Origin of the sequence: Glutamicibacter sp. HZAU (assembly GCF_004100365.1) — a bacterium.
Taxonomy (GTDB): Bacteria; Actinomycetota; Actinomycetes; order Actinomycetales; family Micrococcaceae; genus Glutamicibacter; species Glutamicibacter nicotianae.
The window spans coordinates 20,201-34,028 of record NZ_SCKZ01000011.1; the positions used below are offsets into that span (position 1 = coordinate 20,201).

Consider the following 13,828-nt stretch of genomic DNA (forward strand, 5'->3'; position numbering starts at 1 on the left):
CGATGAGCCGTGGCAGTTGCCTGCCCGTTCAGGATACCCAGGCGACATAGTCAGCTCGCATTTACCTAGTGTCAGAGTTCTTTGGAATAATCCGAGGTAATGACCATGCGCGTGCTGCAGATCGGATGCTCCGCGGGTCAGCGAGGCATCCGGCACCGCGCTCCGGCTGACCCCAAAGGAATCCCATCATCATGACCTCTAGAATCCGTATTGGCATCGCCGGCTACGGCAACCTCGGCCGCGGCGTGCAGGCCGCGATCGCGAAGAACCCGGACATGGAGCTGGTCGGCGTCTACACCCGACGCGACCCGCAGGACCTGCAGCTGGCCAGCCCGGCACCGCGTTTCGCCATCACCGAGCTTCAGCAGCACACCGGCCAGATCGACGTGCTCATCCTGTGCGGCGGTTCGAAGTCGGACCTGCCGGAGCAGGGCCCGAAGTACGCGGCGCTGTACAACACGGTGGACAGCTTCGACACCCACGCGCGCATCCCGGAATACTTCGAAACCGTGGAAGTCCCGGCCAAGGCCGCCGGCAAGACCGCGCTGATCTCGGCCGGCTGGGATCCGGGAATGTTCTCGATCAACCGCGTGTACGGCGAGGCGCTGCTGCCCGACGGCGAAACCTACACCTTCTGGGGCCGCGGCCTGAGCCAGGGTCACTCGGATGCGGTGCGCCGCGTGCCGGGTGTCGCCGCCGGCGTGCAGTACACAATCCCCAGCCAGGAAGCCATCGACCGCGTGCGGGCCGGCGAGCGCCCGGCCCTGGGCACCCGCGAAAAGCACCAGCGCGAATGCTTCGTGGTACTCGAGGACGGCGCGGACGCCGAGGCGGTGCGCGAAGCGATCGTCACCATGGAGCACTACTTCGACCAGTACGACACCACGGTTGAATTCATCGACGAGCAGACCCTGGCGGCCGAGCATGCGGACATGCCGCACGGCGGGTTCGTGATCCGCTCCGGCAACACCAGCGATGAGCAGAAGCAGGTCATCGAGTACTCGCTGGCATTGGGTTCGAACCCCGAGTTCACCTCCAGCGTTCTGGTTGCCTACGCCCGCGCCGTGCACCGCATGAACCAGGCCGGGATCACCGGCGCGCAGACCGTCTTCGACGTTGCCCCGGGGCTGCTCTCGCCGAAGTCGGCAGCGCAGCTGCGCGCCGAACTGCTCTAGGAAGCGGCCAGCGGGTCCTTCTCCCAGGACTCCACCGGTCCCGGGACCTGCACGAACAGCGGATGCAGGGCCAGCTGGCCGGCTGGTTCCAGGCGGACGATGCGCGCAGGATCCCGGACGGTCAGCTTGCGCAGCAGGTGTTCGCGCTCGAAGCGCACCTGCCCGCCGGTGACCGGGATCTTCTGCAGCTGCGCGGGTGCTGCCGGATGCAGGATCTTGGAGGCGTCGAAGCTATAGCCCCGGGCATCGGCCTCGTCTAGCAGGCCCTGCAGATAGCCGCCCAGATGCACCAGCGGAGCGGGCTGCGCCTTGAACCGCAGCAGCTGCGGGTGCTCCGTATACCCCTTGGTCTGGCCCGCCAGCGTCTTCTGCGCCAGCAGGGTTTCACGCCAGCAGGCGACGAGCCCTTTGGGGTCGAGCAATGAAGGGTGCAGGGACCAGAGGCGCATAGGCCCAGACTAGTGCCAGTGCTAGCCGGCAGGGAACTCGATGATCTCGCTGCGGATCAAGAAGCGCTTGCCTTCAGGGGCCTCCACGGAGAAGCCGGAGCCGCGCCCGTTGACCACATCGACGGTCAGCTTGGTGTGCTTCCAGTATTCGAACTGCTCCTTGGACATCCAGAACTCGATCTCGCCCAAAGCGGCACCCTCGGCATCGTCCAGGGCGAGCACGCCGAGCAGGATGTCCGATCCGCCGGTGCGGAATTCGCCGGCCGGATAGCACATCGGCGAGGACCCGTCGCAGCAGCCGCCGGACTGGTGGAACATCAGCGGGCCATGGATCCCCCACAGCTTGCGCAGCAGCTGAAGGGCGTCGGAGGTGAAAGCCACCCGGGAGAAATCCTCTCCCTCGATGGCGGCGCGCGTTTCGGTGACGGTGCTCATGGCCTGCTCCTGTTCATGGTGGGCCGATGCGCGCGGCCCGGCAGGAAGCTCCCGCCGGGCCGCGCACCGGGCTATGCAGTGTAGTCGATGACGACGCGCCCGTCGATCTTGGCGTGGCGCATCTCGTCGAATACGGCGTTGATGTCCTCCAGCGGACGGGTGTGGAAGGTCGGCTTGATCTTGCCGGCCGCATAGAAGTCCAGTGCCTCGATCATGTCCTGGCGGGTGCCGACGATCGAGCCGCGGATGGTCAGGCCCTTGAGCACGATGTCGAAGATCGGGGCAGGGAAGTCGCCGGCGGGAAGGCCGTTGAACACGATCGTTCCCCCGCGCCGGGTCATGCCAATGGCCTGCCCGAACGCTGCCGGGTGCACCGCTGTGACCAGCACCCCGTGGGTCCCGCCGACCTTCTCCTGGATCACCGCGGCAGGGTCCTGCGCGAACGCGTTCACCGTCAGCTCCGCCCCGTGCTTGGTGGCCAGCGCGAGCTTGTCGTCGGCCACGTCGATCGCGACCACGCGCATGCCCATGGCCACCGCATACTGCACCGCGATGTGCCCCAGCCCGCCGATGCCGGAGATCGCGACCCACTGGCCCGGGCGCACCCCGGTCATCTTCAACCCCTTGTAGACGGTCACCCCCGCGCAGAGCACCGGGGCGATCTCGTGCGGGTCCGAGCCCTCGGGAATGCGGGCGGCGAATTTCGCGTCCACCAGCATGTACTGGCCGAAGGAGCCGTCCATCGAGTAGCCGCCGTTGGACTGGGATTCGCACAGCGTCTCCCAGCCGGTACGGCAGTATTCGCAGCTGCCGCAGGCGCTGGCCAGCCAGGCGTTGCCGACCACATCGCCCTCTTCGACCTCGGTGACGCCCTCGCCGACGGCGACTACGGTGCCCACGCCCTCGTGCCCGGGGATCAGCGGAAGCTTCGGCTTGACCGGCCAGTCGCCCTCTGCGGCGTGCAGGTCGGTGTGGCAGACGCCGGAGGCGATGAGCTTGACCAGGGCCTGGCCCGGTCCGGGCTGCGGGATCGGGATCTCCCCTACCTTCAGGTCATCGCTGAAGTTCTCGACTATTGCGGCTTTCATGGTACTCATGTACGTTGTCCTTTGCATGGCTTCAAAGGCGCGCGACACCCTTGCGGGTCCAGGAAATGAGGCCAATCGTGCCCCGGACGCGGTCCTGGGCGGACCGCGCGCCTTTGAAGTTCGTGGGATGGATTTCCGAACCGGGCGGTTCGGGTGGAATGGTGCTTCCCCGGCTTAGAAGAAGCCGAGCTTGTCCTCCGAGTAGGAGACCAGCAGGTTCTTGGTTTGCTGGTAGTGGTCCAGCATCATCAGGTGGTTTTCCCGTCCGATGCCCGAGGACTTGTATCCGCCGAAGGCGGAGTGCGCCGGGTAGGCGTGGTACTGGTTGACCCACACGCGGCCTGCCTGGATGGCTCGGCCGGCGCGGTAGGCCACGTTGCCGTTGCGACTCCACACGCCCGATCCCAGGCCGTACAGCGTGTCATTGGCGATGGAGATCGCGTCGTCGTAGTCCTTGAACTTGGTCACCGCGACCACCGGACCGAAGATCTCCTCCTGGAAGATGCGCATCTCGTTGGTGCCTTCGAAGATGGTCGGCTGCACATAGTAGCCGCCCGAGAGTTCCCCGCCCAGATCTGCGCGCCCGCCGCCGAGCAGCACCTTGGCCCCCTCGGACTTGCCGATGTCCATGTAGGAGAGGATCTTCTCCAGCTGGTCGTTGGATGCCTGGGCGCCCATCATGGTGCCGGTGTCCAGCGGGTTGCCCTGCTTGATGGCCTTGGTGCGGGCCACGACGTCCCCCATGAAGCGGTCGTAGATGCTTTCCTGGACCAGTGCACGCGATGGGCAGGTGCAGACTTCGCCCTGGTTCAGCGCGAACAGGGTGAATCCTTCCTGCGCCTTGTCGTAGAAGGCGTCGTCCTTGGCGGCGATGTCCTCGAAGAAGATGTTCGGGGACTTGCCGCCCAGTTCCAGGGTGACCGGGATCAGGTTTTCCGAGGCGTACTGCATGATCAGCCGGCCGGTAGTGGTTTCGCCGGTGAAGGCGATCTTGCGGATGCGCTTGTTGGAGGCCAGCGGCTTGCCGCATTCCACGCCGAAGCCGTTGATGACGTTCAGCACGCCGGCCGGCAGCAGGTCGCCGATCAGTTCCATCAGCACCAGGATGCTGGCCGGGGTCTGCTCGGCTGGCTTGAGCACGATCGCGTTGCCGGCGGCCAGGGCCGGTGCGAGCTTCCAGACTGCCATGAGCAGCGGGAAGTTCCACGGGATGATCTGCCCGACCACGCCCAGCGGCTCGTGGAAGTGGTAGGCGGTGGTGTTGTCGTCAAGCTGGGAGAGGCTGCCTTCCTGGGCGCGGATGGCGCCGGCGAAGTAGCGGAAGTGGTCGACCGCCAGCGGCAGGTCGGCGTTCAGGCACTCGCGGATCGCCTTGCCGTTATCCCAGGTTTCGGCGACGGCGAGCATTTCGAGGTTCTCCTCGATGCGGTCGGCGATCTTGTTCAGGATGACTGCGCGTTCTGCCGGGCTGGTCTTGCCCCAGGCCGGTGCCGCCGCATGCGCCGCGTCCAGCGCGACTTCGACGTCTTCCGCGGTGGATCGGGCCACCTCGCAGAAGACCTTGCCGGTGACCGGGGTGATGTTCTCGAAGTACATGCCCTTGACCGGGGCCACCCATTCGCCGCCGATGTAGTTCTCGTAGCGTGGCTTGAAATCTACCAGCGCCCCATCGGTATTCGGATTTGCGTAAACCGCCATTGCTCCACGTCTCCTTCATCGGATGTCCTGGCCGCGATTGCCTCATCGCGGAACCTTGAATGTGACTCTAGTCACTCAAAGGTTGCAGGAAGGTTGCAGCGTTCCGGGCCGGCGGAACGGGCCTCAGACGGGCTGGCGAGCCGGCGCTGCCGGCTGCAGTTCGCGCTCGGCGCCAGCCTTCTCGCGCCGCCCGGTCCGCGCCGCTCCGATGCCTGCGGCGATCACCAGCACAAGCCCGGCCAGGGCCGCCATGCTGGGCACCTGGTGCAGGAAGACCACGCCGACGGTGGCGGCGATTGCCGGTTCCAGGCACATCAGGGTGCCGAAAGCCGAGGCGGCCAGGCGGCGCAGGGCCAGCAGCTCCAGGCAGAAGGGCACGACGGGAAGCAGCAGGGCCAAGCCCAGGCCGATGGCCAGCACCGGCAGGTCCAGCCGCCCCGCTACCCCTGGGCCAACCACCAGCGTGGCAGCCAGTGCCGCGACTGGCATCGATACCGACAGGGCCCCGACCCCGTCCACCGCATCTCCGGCGCGCTGGGTCAGCAGCACATATGCCGCCCAGCAGACGGCCCCGCCCAGGGCATAGAGCACGCCGACCAGGTCGGCCGATCCGCTCCAGGGTTCGGTCAGGCCCAGCACCCCGGCCGCCGCGGCCAAGGCCCACCAGCGCCCGGCACCCCTCCCCTGGACCAGCGCCACGGCCAGCGGCCCGGTGAATTCCAGGGCGCTGGCGGTGCCCAGCGGGATCGTCTCGACGGCACGCATGAAGGAGAGCGTCATGCCTGCGGTAGCCAGCCCCAGCAGCGCGCACATCACCAGCGTGGAGCGGCTGAAGCGCAGCCGCCAGGGCCGGGCGAAGGCCACAAGGATCACCGCGGCCCAGGCCAGCCGCAGCCATGCCACGCCGTCGGAGCCCAGAGTTGCGGCCAGGCCGATGGAGGCAGCCAGCCCGAGCTGGACGCAGCTCATCGAGGCCACGGCCATCAGCGATCCGGCACCAGCTGAATTCACGGCGCGCACAGGGGTTGAAGTCATGGATCCAGTAGAGACCACCCAGGCCATCCATGTCCACGCGAGAATTATCGACATATCGTTCAGGATTCATGGACAATGTTCTCCATGGAAACCCGCCGCCTGCAATACCTGTACGAGCTGTCCCGCACCGGTTCGATGCGGGCGGTGGCCGACGTGCTGGGCACCACCACCTCAACGGTCTCCCAGCAAATCGCACAGCTCTCCCGGGAGGTCGGCGTCAAGCTGCTGGCTCCCGACGGCCGCGGGGTGCGGTTGACGCCAGCCGGCCGCCGGCTCGCCGAGCATGCCCGCGGCATCCTCGGTGCAGTGGATGCCGCCCGGCTGGATCTGGATCCCGAGGCGGCCCCGTCGGGCACGGTGCGGGTTGCGGGTTTCGCCACGGCCATCCGCACCACCTTGATGCCGATCATCCAGCAGCTGGCCAGCGGCCACCCGGCGGTGCAGATCGTGGTGCTTGAACTGGAACCTGCCGAGGCGCTCCAACGGCTGGCCGCCGACGACATCGACCTGGCCCTGACCTACGACTACAACCTGGCCCCGGACACGATCGGCCCGGAAGTCGACACCCTTGAGCTGTGGAGCACCCCCTGGGGACTGGGTGTTCCCGCGGCCGATGCAGCGCGCCTGGGCGCGGGAGCGCCGCCAGAAGCGGCCGGCGTGCTGGCAGCCTTCCGGGAACGGGATTGGATCGGCAACTCGCGCAATATCGCTGACGAGACGGTGCTGCGCCTGCTGTCTTCGATGACCGGCTTCAGCCCGCGGGTGCGCCACCACGCCGACAGCCTCGATCTGGTCGAGGACCTGGTCCTTGCCGGGATGGGGGTAGGGCTGCTGCCCGAGAACCGTCCCGCACGCGAAGGGCTGTCGATCCTGCCGCTGCACCGGCCAGATTTGCGGCTGCGGGCCTTCGCCCGGACCCGTGCCGGACGCAGCGCGTGGCCGGCACTGGCCCTGGTCCTGCAGAAGATGCGCGAACTGCGATAATCCGGGAGCTCAGGATTCGAGGTCCTCGACCTCGGCGACGATCAAGGAGCGCGCCGGCGACTGCGCAGGAAGCTCGCGCAGGGCTGCCCGCAACAGGTCCGCGTCGGCCAGCTGGCGGCCCAGGTTCAGCAGCTGCCGGGCGGTGCCGCGGTCCAGCGCCATCTCGCGCAGCGCCGCTTCCGTCCGATGCAGCAGCGCCACGATGCCAGGTGCTTGGGAGCGGGCCAGCAGTCCCGGCGAGTACAGCGGCAGGGCGGATTCGAGGTCGCCGCCTTCCAGCGCTTGCCTGAGCCGGCCGAAGGTCGTCTGCAGGTCCCACTGCAGGCGGTAGGGGCGCGAGGTCAGGTTGCGACCCGGGGAACCCGCAAGCACCTTGCGCAGCCTGACGATTTCGGCGCGGACGGTGCCTTCGGCCGCGGCATCGGGGCGCTCGAACAGCTCCTCGACCAGCTGCGCGGTGCTCAGGCCTTCGCGATAATGCGCCAGCAGCGTCAGGATCTCCGCATGGCGCAGGGATACGGGCGTCGAGCCGAGGTGGGCTCCGTCGGAGCGCCCCAAGTCCAGGTAGTCGGGATCGGCCACGACGCCGGCGCCGGGCAAGAGCAGCTGCGTTTCCGCGGCCATGACCGCTGCTTGCAGCAACGGCAGCGAGTGCGTGGCGATGGCCTCCGGGCCGCCAGTCAGGTCTATTGCGCCAATCACCTGCCCCGTGCGCGGATCGCGAATCGGCACCGCGGAGCAGCTGAAGCGGTGGGCCTGCTCGTAGAGGTGCTCAGCACCGGAAACTTGCGAGCCGGCGCCCGTTGCCAACGCCATCCCCGGCGCGGACGTGCCCACGCTCTTCTCGGCCCAGTCGGCACCCGCCATGAAGCCCACGCCTTCAGCTTGGCTCTTGGCGCCATTTCCACCCGCTACCCACAGCAAGGTTCCGCCGGCATCGGCAAGGGCCACCAGGAGATTGGCGTCCATGGCGGACGGGACCAAGAGCTTTTCGAAAACTGGCCAGATCCGCTGGAGTTCGCTTCGTTCGCGTGCCAGACGCAGATGGTCATCGCTAAGTACCGACGGGACGCGCAGGTCAGCGGAGCTTTCCAGCGATCGCTTCCAGGAATCCCGCACATCCTGACGCAATGGGAGGTCGGCAACTCCGGCTCCGCTGGAGCCCAAGAGCTCATGGGCATGCTGAGCGCGACGCGATGCGCCAGGCCAATCAATGGCAAACCCACTCATGCAATTTCCTCGCTAGCAAGGCTCGATTTCCGCAGTTCCCACAAGCGTAGGCGACGGGCGAGGCCTTGAGAAGAGCCCGTCCTGCCACACGAGGATTATTAGTGGATAATTCACCTTATTTGCAGGCAAAAAATAGATGAAAAGTAGACTATAAATCCTTTTCCCCGTTACCCCTTTACCTGATGCACGGAAGGGGGTAATATACAACCAAATGGTTGTATATGAGTTGAGCGAAGAACAGGTGAACAAGGTCTTCCGCGCCTTGGCAGACGCCACACGAAGGGACATCGTGCGGCGGACGCTTCACGCCGAGGTCAGCATTTCGGATCTGGCGGCAAGCTACAACATGTCTTTTGCCGCAGTGCAGAAGCACGTTGCCGTTCTGGAAGCCGCAGGCCTGGTCAGGAAAATCGCACGTGGCCGCGAACGCGTCGTCCGCGGGCAGCCGGACACCATCCGGCACGCACAAGAACTACTCTCTTCCTTGGAGAAGATCTGGCGCCAGCCTATTGGCCGGCTCGACGATTTCCTTGCCACCGAGGACACCTAAGGAGCATTCACATGCCCGCCACCTCCATTGACAAAGATGCCCAGTCCTTGACCCTCACCGTCCACGCCGAATTCCCGGTCAGCGTGGCCCGGCTCTGGGACGCCTACCTCGACCCGCGCCAGATTGAGAAGTTCTGGGGCCCGGTAGAGTACCCGGCCACCTTCACCCGCCACGATGCCGCTGCCGGCGGCCGCTCGAACTACCACATGACCTCTCCGGATGGAGAGGAATTCCACGGATACTGGAAATGGAATGAAGTAGTCGAGCACAAGTTCTTCGAGGTCATCGATGGTTTCGCGCACAATGACGGCAGCCCAAACGTCGACCTTCCCACCTCGAAGCTGGTCTTCACCTTCGACCCGCTGCCCGAAGGCACGAAGCTCACGGTCACCGGAACCTACGCTTCGGCGGCGGACCTGGAACAGGTCGTCGCCATGGGAATGATCGACGGAACCCGCTCGGCAATGAGCCAGATCGAGCAGGTGCTCATCGACCTGCGCGACTACGCGCAGAACTTCTCCACCGAAGCCGAACTGCTCAACGACACGCAGGTTCGCGTCAGCCGCCTGGTTCGCGGCACCCGCCAGCAGGTCTGGGACGCCCACCACGATCCGGAACTGGTCAAGCGCTGGCAATACGGTCCCGATGGCTGGAAGATGACCAAATGCGAATTGGCCTCCGGCCTCGGCGAGAGCTACCTGCTGTGGTGGGTCCCTGACGATGGCGGCAAGGGATTCGGATTCAGCGGAAAGATCCTCGAACGCGTTGAGGGCCACTACGAAGCGAGCACCGAGCAGCTCGAAGGAGGAGAGGAAATGCTCGGTTCCGGCGTACCCGGATCCGTCAACCAGCTGACGTTCACCAGCACCACCGGCGGCACCTTGGTGACCACGTTGGTCACCTACCGCGACAAGGCCGCTCGCGACGCGATGCTCGCCACCGGAATGGCTGATGGCATGGAAGCCAGCTACGCCCGGCTGGAATCGATTCTCTAAGCGATTCGCCCCACATCCGGCGCCTTGGCGCGCGCATATATGAAAGACTTAGACCCATGAGTTCTCAGAATGCGCGCGCAGGCCTGGATAAGCAGGCCGATCAGGTTCAGGACATGTTTGACAAGCTGGCTCCTCGCTACGACTTGCTCAATACGTTGATGACCGGCGGCATCGTGAACTACTGGCGCAAGATCACCACCGAGGCGATCGCGCCGAAGCCCGGCGAGCGCATTCTCGACCTGGCCGCAGGTACCGGGACTTCCTCGGTCCCGCTGGCCGAAGCCGGCGCAAAGGTGACCGCCTGCGACATGTCCAACGGCATGCTCGCCGAGGGCCGCAAGCGCTACCCGCAGCTGGACTTCGTGTACGGCGACGCCCATGAGCTTCCTTTCGAAGATGACACCTTTGACGCGGTGACCATTTCCTATGGCCTGCGCAATATCGATGACACCGAGAAGGCGCTGTCGGAAATGCGCCGCGTGACCAAGCCCGGCGGCCGCATCGTCGTCGCCGAGTTCTCCACCCCGACCGTCACCCCGATCAAGGTGGCCTACCAGCAGTTCCTGCCGCGCGTCATCCCTGCGCTGGGCTACCTGGTGTCGCCTAACCCTTCCGCCTATGCCTACTTGGCTGAGTCCATTGCCGCCTGGCCAGACCAGGAAAAGCTGGGCGCCAAGTTCGTCAACGTCGGCTGGAAGAACGTGGAATACCGGAACCTGACCGGCGGCATCGTCGCCGTTCACCGCGCCTGGAAGTAGGGCTTCCGCAGAATTTCTTCTTGGTCCGCATCCACCGGATGCGGGCCAAACGACTTTAAGCAACTCATGCGCGAACCTGGATGGTGTTATTCTTCCAGCTCAGCTGACATGCTTGTGTCCGTGAGCCGGAATCCGCGGCCTTCCAAAATGCACCCACTGCGACTAAAGGCCGGTTCGATCATGAGCGATTTCGAAGACATGGAATTCCACTATGCTCCGCTGCACGGGGACCGCGAGCTGAGGCCGATAGCATTGGCGGCAGTCTGCGACATGGATGAGACCCTGACGGACAATTTGAGGCCAAGCATCAGCGTGAAAATCACGCAGTGCATTTTGATGAGCGATGGGTCGATGATCAGTTTGGATCTGGCTCGTGGTTTCACAGCCATATCCCATGGGCCCGGACCTGCCAGGTGGAGGCGGTCGTCAGATGAGCTGATTGCTGAAATTCTCGATTTGGTGCGGGTCGACGACCCGGAAAACCCTGGTGAGCATCCGTGGGACGAAATTGCCGCTGCGGCCCAAAGCCGCGGCATCGAAATCGACGCTGCGCAGTTGAAGCAGTTGCCGTACCAGGTCCTGCTCAGCGACAAAGTGATCCGGACATTTGAGATCTAGGACTTCCCGAACGGCTCCCGACCTTCTGGTGCTGAGGGGTTAATTCCTGTTCTCCGCCCTGCTACACTTGTGGGCATGGATACCTACTAAGCCAGCCGATGACCCCGCACCGATTCTGACCGGTGCACCTTGTTCATTTCGGCTACCGGCTTCGGTATCCTTTTCTTTTCCGGCCCCTCTTCGAGGTTGAGCCATTTCTGTGATCCCCCAAGTCGGCAGCCCCTTCGCATTAGCGGGAGGAACCTGCATGCCTTTGACACCACCCATTACCCTGAACCATCTCAGCTTCGCCTGGCCCTCGGGAGAAATCGCCCTGGCCAACTTGGACGTCACTTTTCCCTCCGGACGGACCGGGCTGATCGGCGCCAATGGCAGCGGCAAATCGACGTTGCTGAAACTGATCGCCGGGCAGCTGCACCCAACCAGCGGAACGGCGGAATCGAGCGCACCGCTGAGCTACCTTCCGCAAACGCTGGCTTTGGAACAGGACGCTACCGTCGCCGAGCTGCTCGGGATACAGCGGATCCTTGCAGCCTTGGAAGCCATCGAGTCCGGCAGTGTGGACCCCGCGCATTTCGATGCAGTGGGCGCCAACTGGGATGTGGAAGCCCGGGTTCGCGCCGAACTGGAGCCGCTGGGTTTCAGCGGCCTGGATCTGGGCCGGAAGGCATCCACGCTATCGGGCGGCGAAGCGATGCTGCTGGCAGTGACCGGGCTGCGCATCGCCGATTCACCCATCACCTTGCTCGACGAGCCGACGAATAACCTCGATCGTCCCACCCGCGAATTGCTCTACGAGCTGGTCCGCACGTGGAAGGGCACGCTGGTCGTGGTGAGCCACGATATCGAGCTGCTCGAGCTCATGGAGCACACGGTGGAGCTCTACGACGGGAAGCTCAGGGTTTATGGAGGACCCTACAGCGCATATCGCGAGCAGCTGGAAACCGAGCAGCTGGCAGCCGAGCAGGCAGCCAGAACCGCCCAAGCCTCGCTGAAGGTGGAAAAGCGCCAGCGCGTCGAAGCCGAAACCAAGTTGGCCCGTGCCAAGCGCAAGGGACGGGCCACCCAGCTTTCCGGGGGCATGCCGAAGATCCTGGCGAACCATCTTCGCCAGAAATCCGAGGCAAACGCCGGGAAAATGCGATCGCACCTGGATGGCAAGGTCGATTCCGCCCAAGCACGACTCGACGAAGCCGATCAGCGGGTACGCCAGGTCGAGCACATCAATATCGAGTTGCCAGATCCGAAGCTGCCCGCCGGCAAGCAGGTTGCCGTGCTGGGTTCAGCGCAAGACCAGTTCATCATCCAGGGAGCCGAGCGCGTAGGACTTGTCGGACCCAACGGTTCGGGGAAAACCACGCTGCTCAGGCAGATCCTCGCAGGCGTTGCTCCGGGCAGCGGTCTGGGCGGAAAGCTTTTCGTGGACCGGGTCGGGTATCTGCCACAGCGCCTGGAAGGCCTGGACGGACAACTGAGCGCCATGGAGAATGTGGCGTCGGTGGCGCCAACGGCAACCGCGAACGACGTGCGCCAGATGCTTGCCCGGCTGCTGCTGCGCGGAGCCAGCGCCGACCGTCCCTTGGCGGCGCTCTCCGGCGGCGAGCGCTTCAGGGTCTATCTGGCGACGCTGCTGCTCGCGGAACCCACGCCGCAGCTGCTGGTCCTCGACGAGCCCACGAATAATCTGGATGTGGACAGCGTTCGCCAGCTCAGCGAGGCGCTCGGTGCCTACAAGGGTGCGTTGCTGGTGGTCAGCCACGATCAGCATTTCCTGTCGCAGCTGGATCTGGACTATTTGCTGGAAACCGGCCCCGGGGGAACCTTGGCGAAATCCTATCCGGATCCGGTTTGATAACCCCACGGCGGTGCGCTGCCGGTCTAGACTTGTTCAAAGCACACCGCCGAGGACCCCGAAAGCAAGTTGAACATGTCCTATCCCCAGCGCACCGTCGAAGTCGTCAACACCGGCCTCGTGATCGACCAGTCCGCGACCCTGCTCTGGCAGGACATCAAACGCGCCTTCATCTATGAAACGGGTTCCGGCCAGGAGACGCTCACCTGCGCAGAATTCATGCTGGTTGAGGGTTACAGCGTGGAAATCAATAGCCAGATGCCCGGCTGGGACGTGGCCATTGAGCACCTGCCGCGGCGCATTGAGAACCTGGTCGACGAACGCTAGCAACCAATAGGAGCACCCATGGCTACGATCGTTCTTTTCCATCACGTCCAGGGCCTGACGCCTGGGGTGCAGCAGATGGCCGCTGAATTGCGCGCGGCCGGCCACACGGTACACCCGGTGGACCTGTTCGCGGGCAAGCTTCCCAAGGATGTGGAAGCCGGCATCCAGTTGGCCAACAAGGTCGGCGAGGACAAGATCCAGCAACGCGTGGACAAGCTGTTCAAGAACCTCCCCTCAGAGCTGGTCTACATCGGCACTTCGTGGGGTGCCGCACTGGCCCAGCAGTGCGCGCAGCAACGCCCCGGCGCCGTCGCCGCGGTCCTGCTGGAATCCTTTGTGGACTTGGACGCCGAGTGGAGCTTCGGGCCGTGGCCGGAAGGTGTGCCGGTGCAGATCCACGGCATGGACCAGGATCCGTTCTTCGCGAAGGAAGGCGATCTGGAAGCGGCGCAGCGCTTCGCCAGCAACGAGGGCGCAGGACTGGCCGAGCTGTTCACCTACCCCGGCGACAAGCACCTGTTCACCGACAGCTCCCTTCCGTCCCACGACCCGCAGGCTCGCGCACTGGTGATGGAGCGCATCAAGAAGTTCTTGGCCGACGTCTGAGGACGCCCGCCGGCCAAGTAGCTGGCAC

The 13,828-nt window shown here is 64.8% G+C and carries 15 protein-coding genes; 9 read left to right on the forward strand and 6 right to left on the reverse strand.

What is annotated here, in order from left to right; translation table 11 throughout:
• Positions 1-191 precede the first annotated feature (191 nt).
• Entirely contained in the window at positions 192-1,175 is a 984-nt protein-coding gene (locus tag EKH49_RS14985) for a diaminopimelate dehydrogenase (protein ID WP_128471480.1), read from the forward strand.
• On the opposite strand, the gene EKH49_RS14990 is transcribed toward EKH49_RS14985, so the two are convergent.
• The 5 genes from EKH49_RS14990 to EKH49_RS15010 all read right to left on the reverse strand — a co-directional run bounded on the left by EKH49_RS14990 (position 1,172) and on the right by EKH49_RS15010 (position 5,880).
• Complete coding sequence (locus EKH49_RS14990; RefSeq protein ID WP_128471481.1) at positions 1,172-1,624, reverse strand: pyrimidine dimer DNA glycosylase/endonuclease V; 453 nt, start codon at positions 1,622-1,624, stop codon at positions 1,172-1,174. The two genes, EKH49_RS14985 and EKH49_RS14990, sit on opposite strands and share 4 nt — an antisense overlap.
• Before the next feature lie 21 nt (positions 1,625-1,645).
• Positions 1,646-2,059, reverse strand: coding sequence for a DUF779 domain-containing protein (locus EKH49_RS14995; protein ID WP_128471482.1), 414 nt, complete (start codon positions 2,057-2,059; stop codon positions 1,646-1,648).
• 71 nt (positions 2,060-2,130) lie between these two features.
• On the reverse strand, positions 2,131-3,156 hold the full coding sequence (gene adhP, locus EKH49_RS15000; protein ID WP_128471483.1) for an alcohol dehydrogenase AdhP: 1,026 nt from the start codon (positions 3,154-3,156) through the stop codon (positions 2,131-2,133).
• Between the two features lie 165 nt (positions 3,157-3,321).
• On the reverse strand, positions 3,322-4,845 hold the full coding sequence (adh, locus tag EKH49_RS15005; RefSeq protein ID WP_128471484.1) for an aldehyde dehydrogenase: 1,524 nt from the start codon (positions 4,843-4,845) through the stop codon (positions 3,322-3,324).
• Positions 4,846-4,968: 123 nt separating this feature from the next.
• Entirely contained in the window at positions 4,969-5,880 is a 912-nt protein-coding gene (locus EKH49_RS15010; protein ID WP_236641190.1) for an EamA family transporter, read from the reverse strand.
• A gap of 84 nt (positions 5,881-5,964) precedes the next feature.
• Here EKH49_RS15010 and EKH49_RS15015 point away from each other — a divergent pair, with 84 nt between their 5' ends.
• Positions 5,965-6,864 (forward strand): LysR family transcriptional regulator, encoded by a 900-nt coding sequence (locus EKH49_RS15015; RefSeq protein WP_236641191.1) that lies wholly within the window; start codon positions 5,965-5,967, stop codon positions 6,862-6,864.
• Between the two features lie 9 nt (positions 6,865-6,873).
• Here the strand turns inward: EKH49_RS15015 and EKH49_RS15020 are convergent, their stop codons facing one another.
• Complete coding sequence (locus EKH49_RS15020) at positions 6,874-8,094, reverse strand: GAF domain-containing protein (protein WP_128471486.1); 1,221 nt, start codon at positions 8,092-8,094, stop codon at positions 6,874-6,876.
• Positions 8,095-8,305: 211 nt separating this feature from the next.
• Between EKH49_RS15020 and EKH49_RS15025 the strand changes: the two genes are divergently transcribed.
• The 7 genes from EKH49_RS15025 to EKH49_RS15055 all read left to right on the forward strand — a co-directional run bounded on the left by EKH49_RS15025 (position 8,306) and on the right by EKH49_RS15055 (position 13,800).
• Positions 8,306-8,644, forward strand: coding sequence for an ArsR/SmtB family transcription factor (locus EKH49_RS15025; RefSeq protein ID WP_128471487.1), 339 nt, complete (start codon positions 8,306-8,308; stop codon positions 8,642-8,644).
• A gap of 11 nt (positions 8,645-8,655) precedes the next feature.
• Positions 8,656-9,639 (forward strand): SRPBCC family protein, encoded by a 984-nt coding sequence (locus EKH49_RS15030; protein ID WP_128471488.1) that lies wholly within the window; start codon positions 8,656-8,658, stop codon positions 9,637-9,639.
• Between the two features lie 56 nt (positions 9,640-9,695).
• Positions 9,696-10,397 (forward strand): demethylmenaquinone methyltransferase, encoded by a 702-nt coding sequence (locus tag EKH49_RS15035; RefSeq protein ID WP_128471489.1) that lies wholly within the window; start codon positions 9,696-9,698, stop codon positions 10,395-10,397.
• A 180-nt stretch (positions 10,398-10,577) separates the two neighbouring features.
• Entirely contained in the window at positions 10,578-11,015 is a 438-nt protein-coding gene (locus tag EKH49_RS15040; RefSeq protein WP_128471490.1) for a hypothetical protein, read from the forward strand.
• A gap of 247 nt (positions 11,016-11,262) precedes the next feature.
• Positions 11,263-12,867 carry an ABC-F family ATP-binding cassette domain-containing protein gene (locus EKH49_RS15045; protein WP_128471491.1) on the forward strand — a complete coding sequence of 535 codons (1,605 nt, stop codon included), beginning with the start codon at positions 11,263-11,265 and terminating at the stop codon, positions 12,865-12,867.
• Between the two features lie 75 nt (positions 12,868-12,942).
• Positions 12,943-13,194, forward strand: a complete 252-nt coding sequence (locus EKH49_RS15050) for a hypothetical protein (protein ID WP_128471492.1) — start codon at positions 12,943-12,945, stop codon at positions 13,192-13,194.
• An 18-nt stretch (positions 13,195-13,212) separates the two neighbouring features.
• Positions 13,213-13,800, forward strand: coding sequence for a dienelactone hydrolase family protein (locus tag EKH49_RS15055; protein WP_128471493.1), 588 nt, complete (start codon positions 13,213-13,215; stop codon positions 13,798-13,800).
• Positions 13,801-13,828: the final 28 nt, after the last annotated feature.

Coding starts and splice junctions, on each gene's coding strand:
- EKH49_RS14985 (WP_128471480.1), top strand. CDS start 192: ATGACCTCTAGAATCCGTATTGGCATCGCCGGCTACGGCAACCTCGGC.
- EKH49_RS14990 (WP_128471481.1), bottom strand. CDS start 1,624: ATGCGCCTCTGGTCCCTGCACCCTTCATTGCTCGACCCCAAAGGGCTC.
- EKH49_RS14995 (WP_128471482.1), bottom strand. CDS start 2,059: ATGAGCACCGTCACCGAAACGCGCGCCGCCATCGAGGGAGAGGATTTC.
- adhP (WP_128471483.1), bottom strand. CDS start 3,156: ATGAGTACCATGAAAGCCGCAATAGTCGAGAACTTCAGCGATGACCTG.
- adh (WP_128471484.1), bottom strand. CDS start 4,845: ATGGCGGTTTACGCAAATCCGAATACCGATGGGGCGCTGGTAGATTTC.
- EKH49_RS15010 (WP_236641190.1), bottom strand. CDS start 5,880: ATGACTTCAACCCCTGTGCGCGCCGTGAATTCAGCTGGTGCCGGATCG.
- EKH49_RS15015 (WP_236641191.1), top strand. CDS start 5,965: ATGGAAACCCGCCGCCTGCAATACCTGTACGAGCTGTCCCGCACCGGT.
- EKH49_RS15020 (WP_128471486.1), bottom strand. CDS start 8,094: ATGAGTGGGTTTGCCATTGATTGGCCTGGCGCATCGCGTCGCGCTCAG.
- EKH49_RS15025 (WP_128471487.1), top strand. CDS start 8,306: ATGGTTGTATATGAGTTGAGCGAAGAACAGGTGAACAAGGTCTTCCGC.
- EKH49_RS15030 (WP_128471488.1), top strand. CDS start 8,656: ATGCCCGCCACCTCCATTGACAAAGATGCCCAGTCCTTGACCCTCACC.
- EKH49_RS15035 (WP_128471489.1), top strand. CDS start 9,696: ATGAGTTCTCAGAATGCGCGCGCAGGCCTGGATAAGCAGGCCGATCAG.
- EKH49_RS15040 (WP_128471490.1), top strand. CDS start 10,578: ATGAGCGATTTCGAAGACATGGAATTCCACTATGCTCCGCTGCACGGG.
- EKH49_RS15045 (WP_128471491.1), top strand. CDS start 11,263: ATGCCTTTGACACCACCCATTACCCTGAACCATCTCAGCTTCGCCTGG.
- EKH49_RS15050 (WP_128471492.1), top strand. CDS start 12,943: ATGTCCTATCCCCAGCGCACCGTCGAAGTCGTCAACACCGGCCTCGTG.
- EKH49_RS15055 (WP_128471493.1), top strand. CDS start 13,213: ATGGCTACGATCGTTCTTTTCCATCACGTCCAGGGCCTGACGCCTGGG.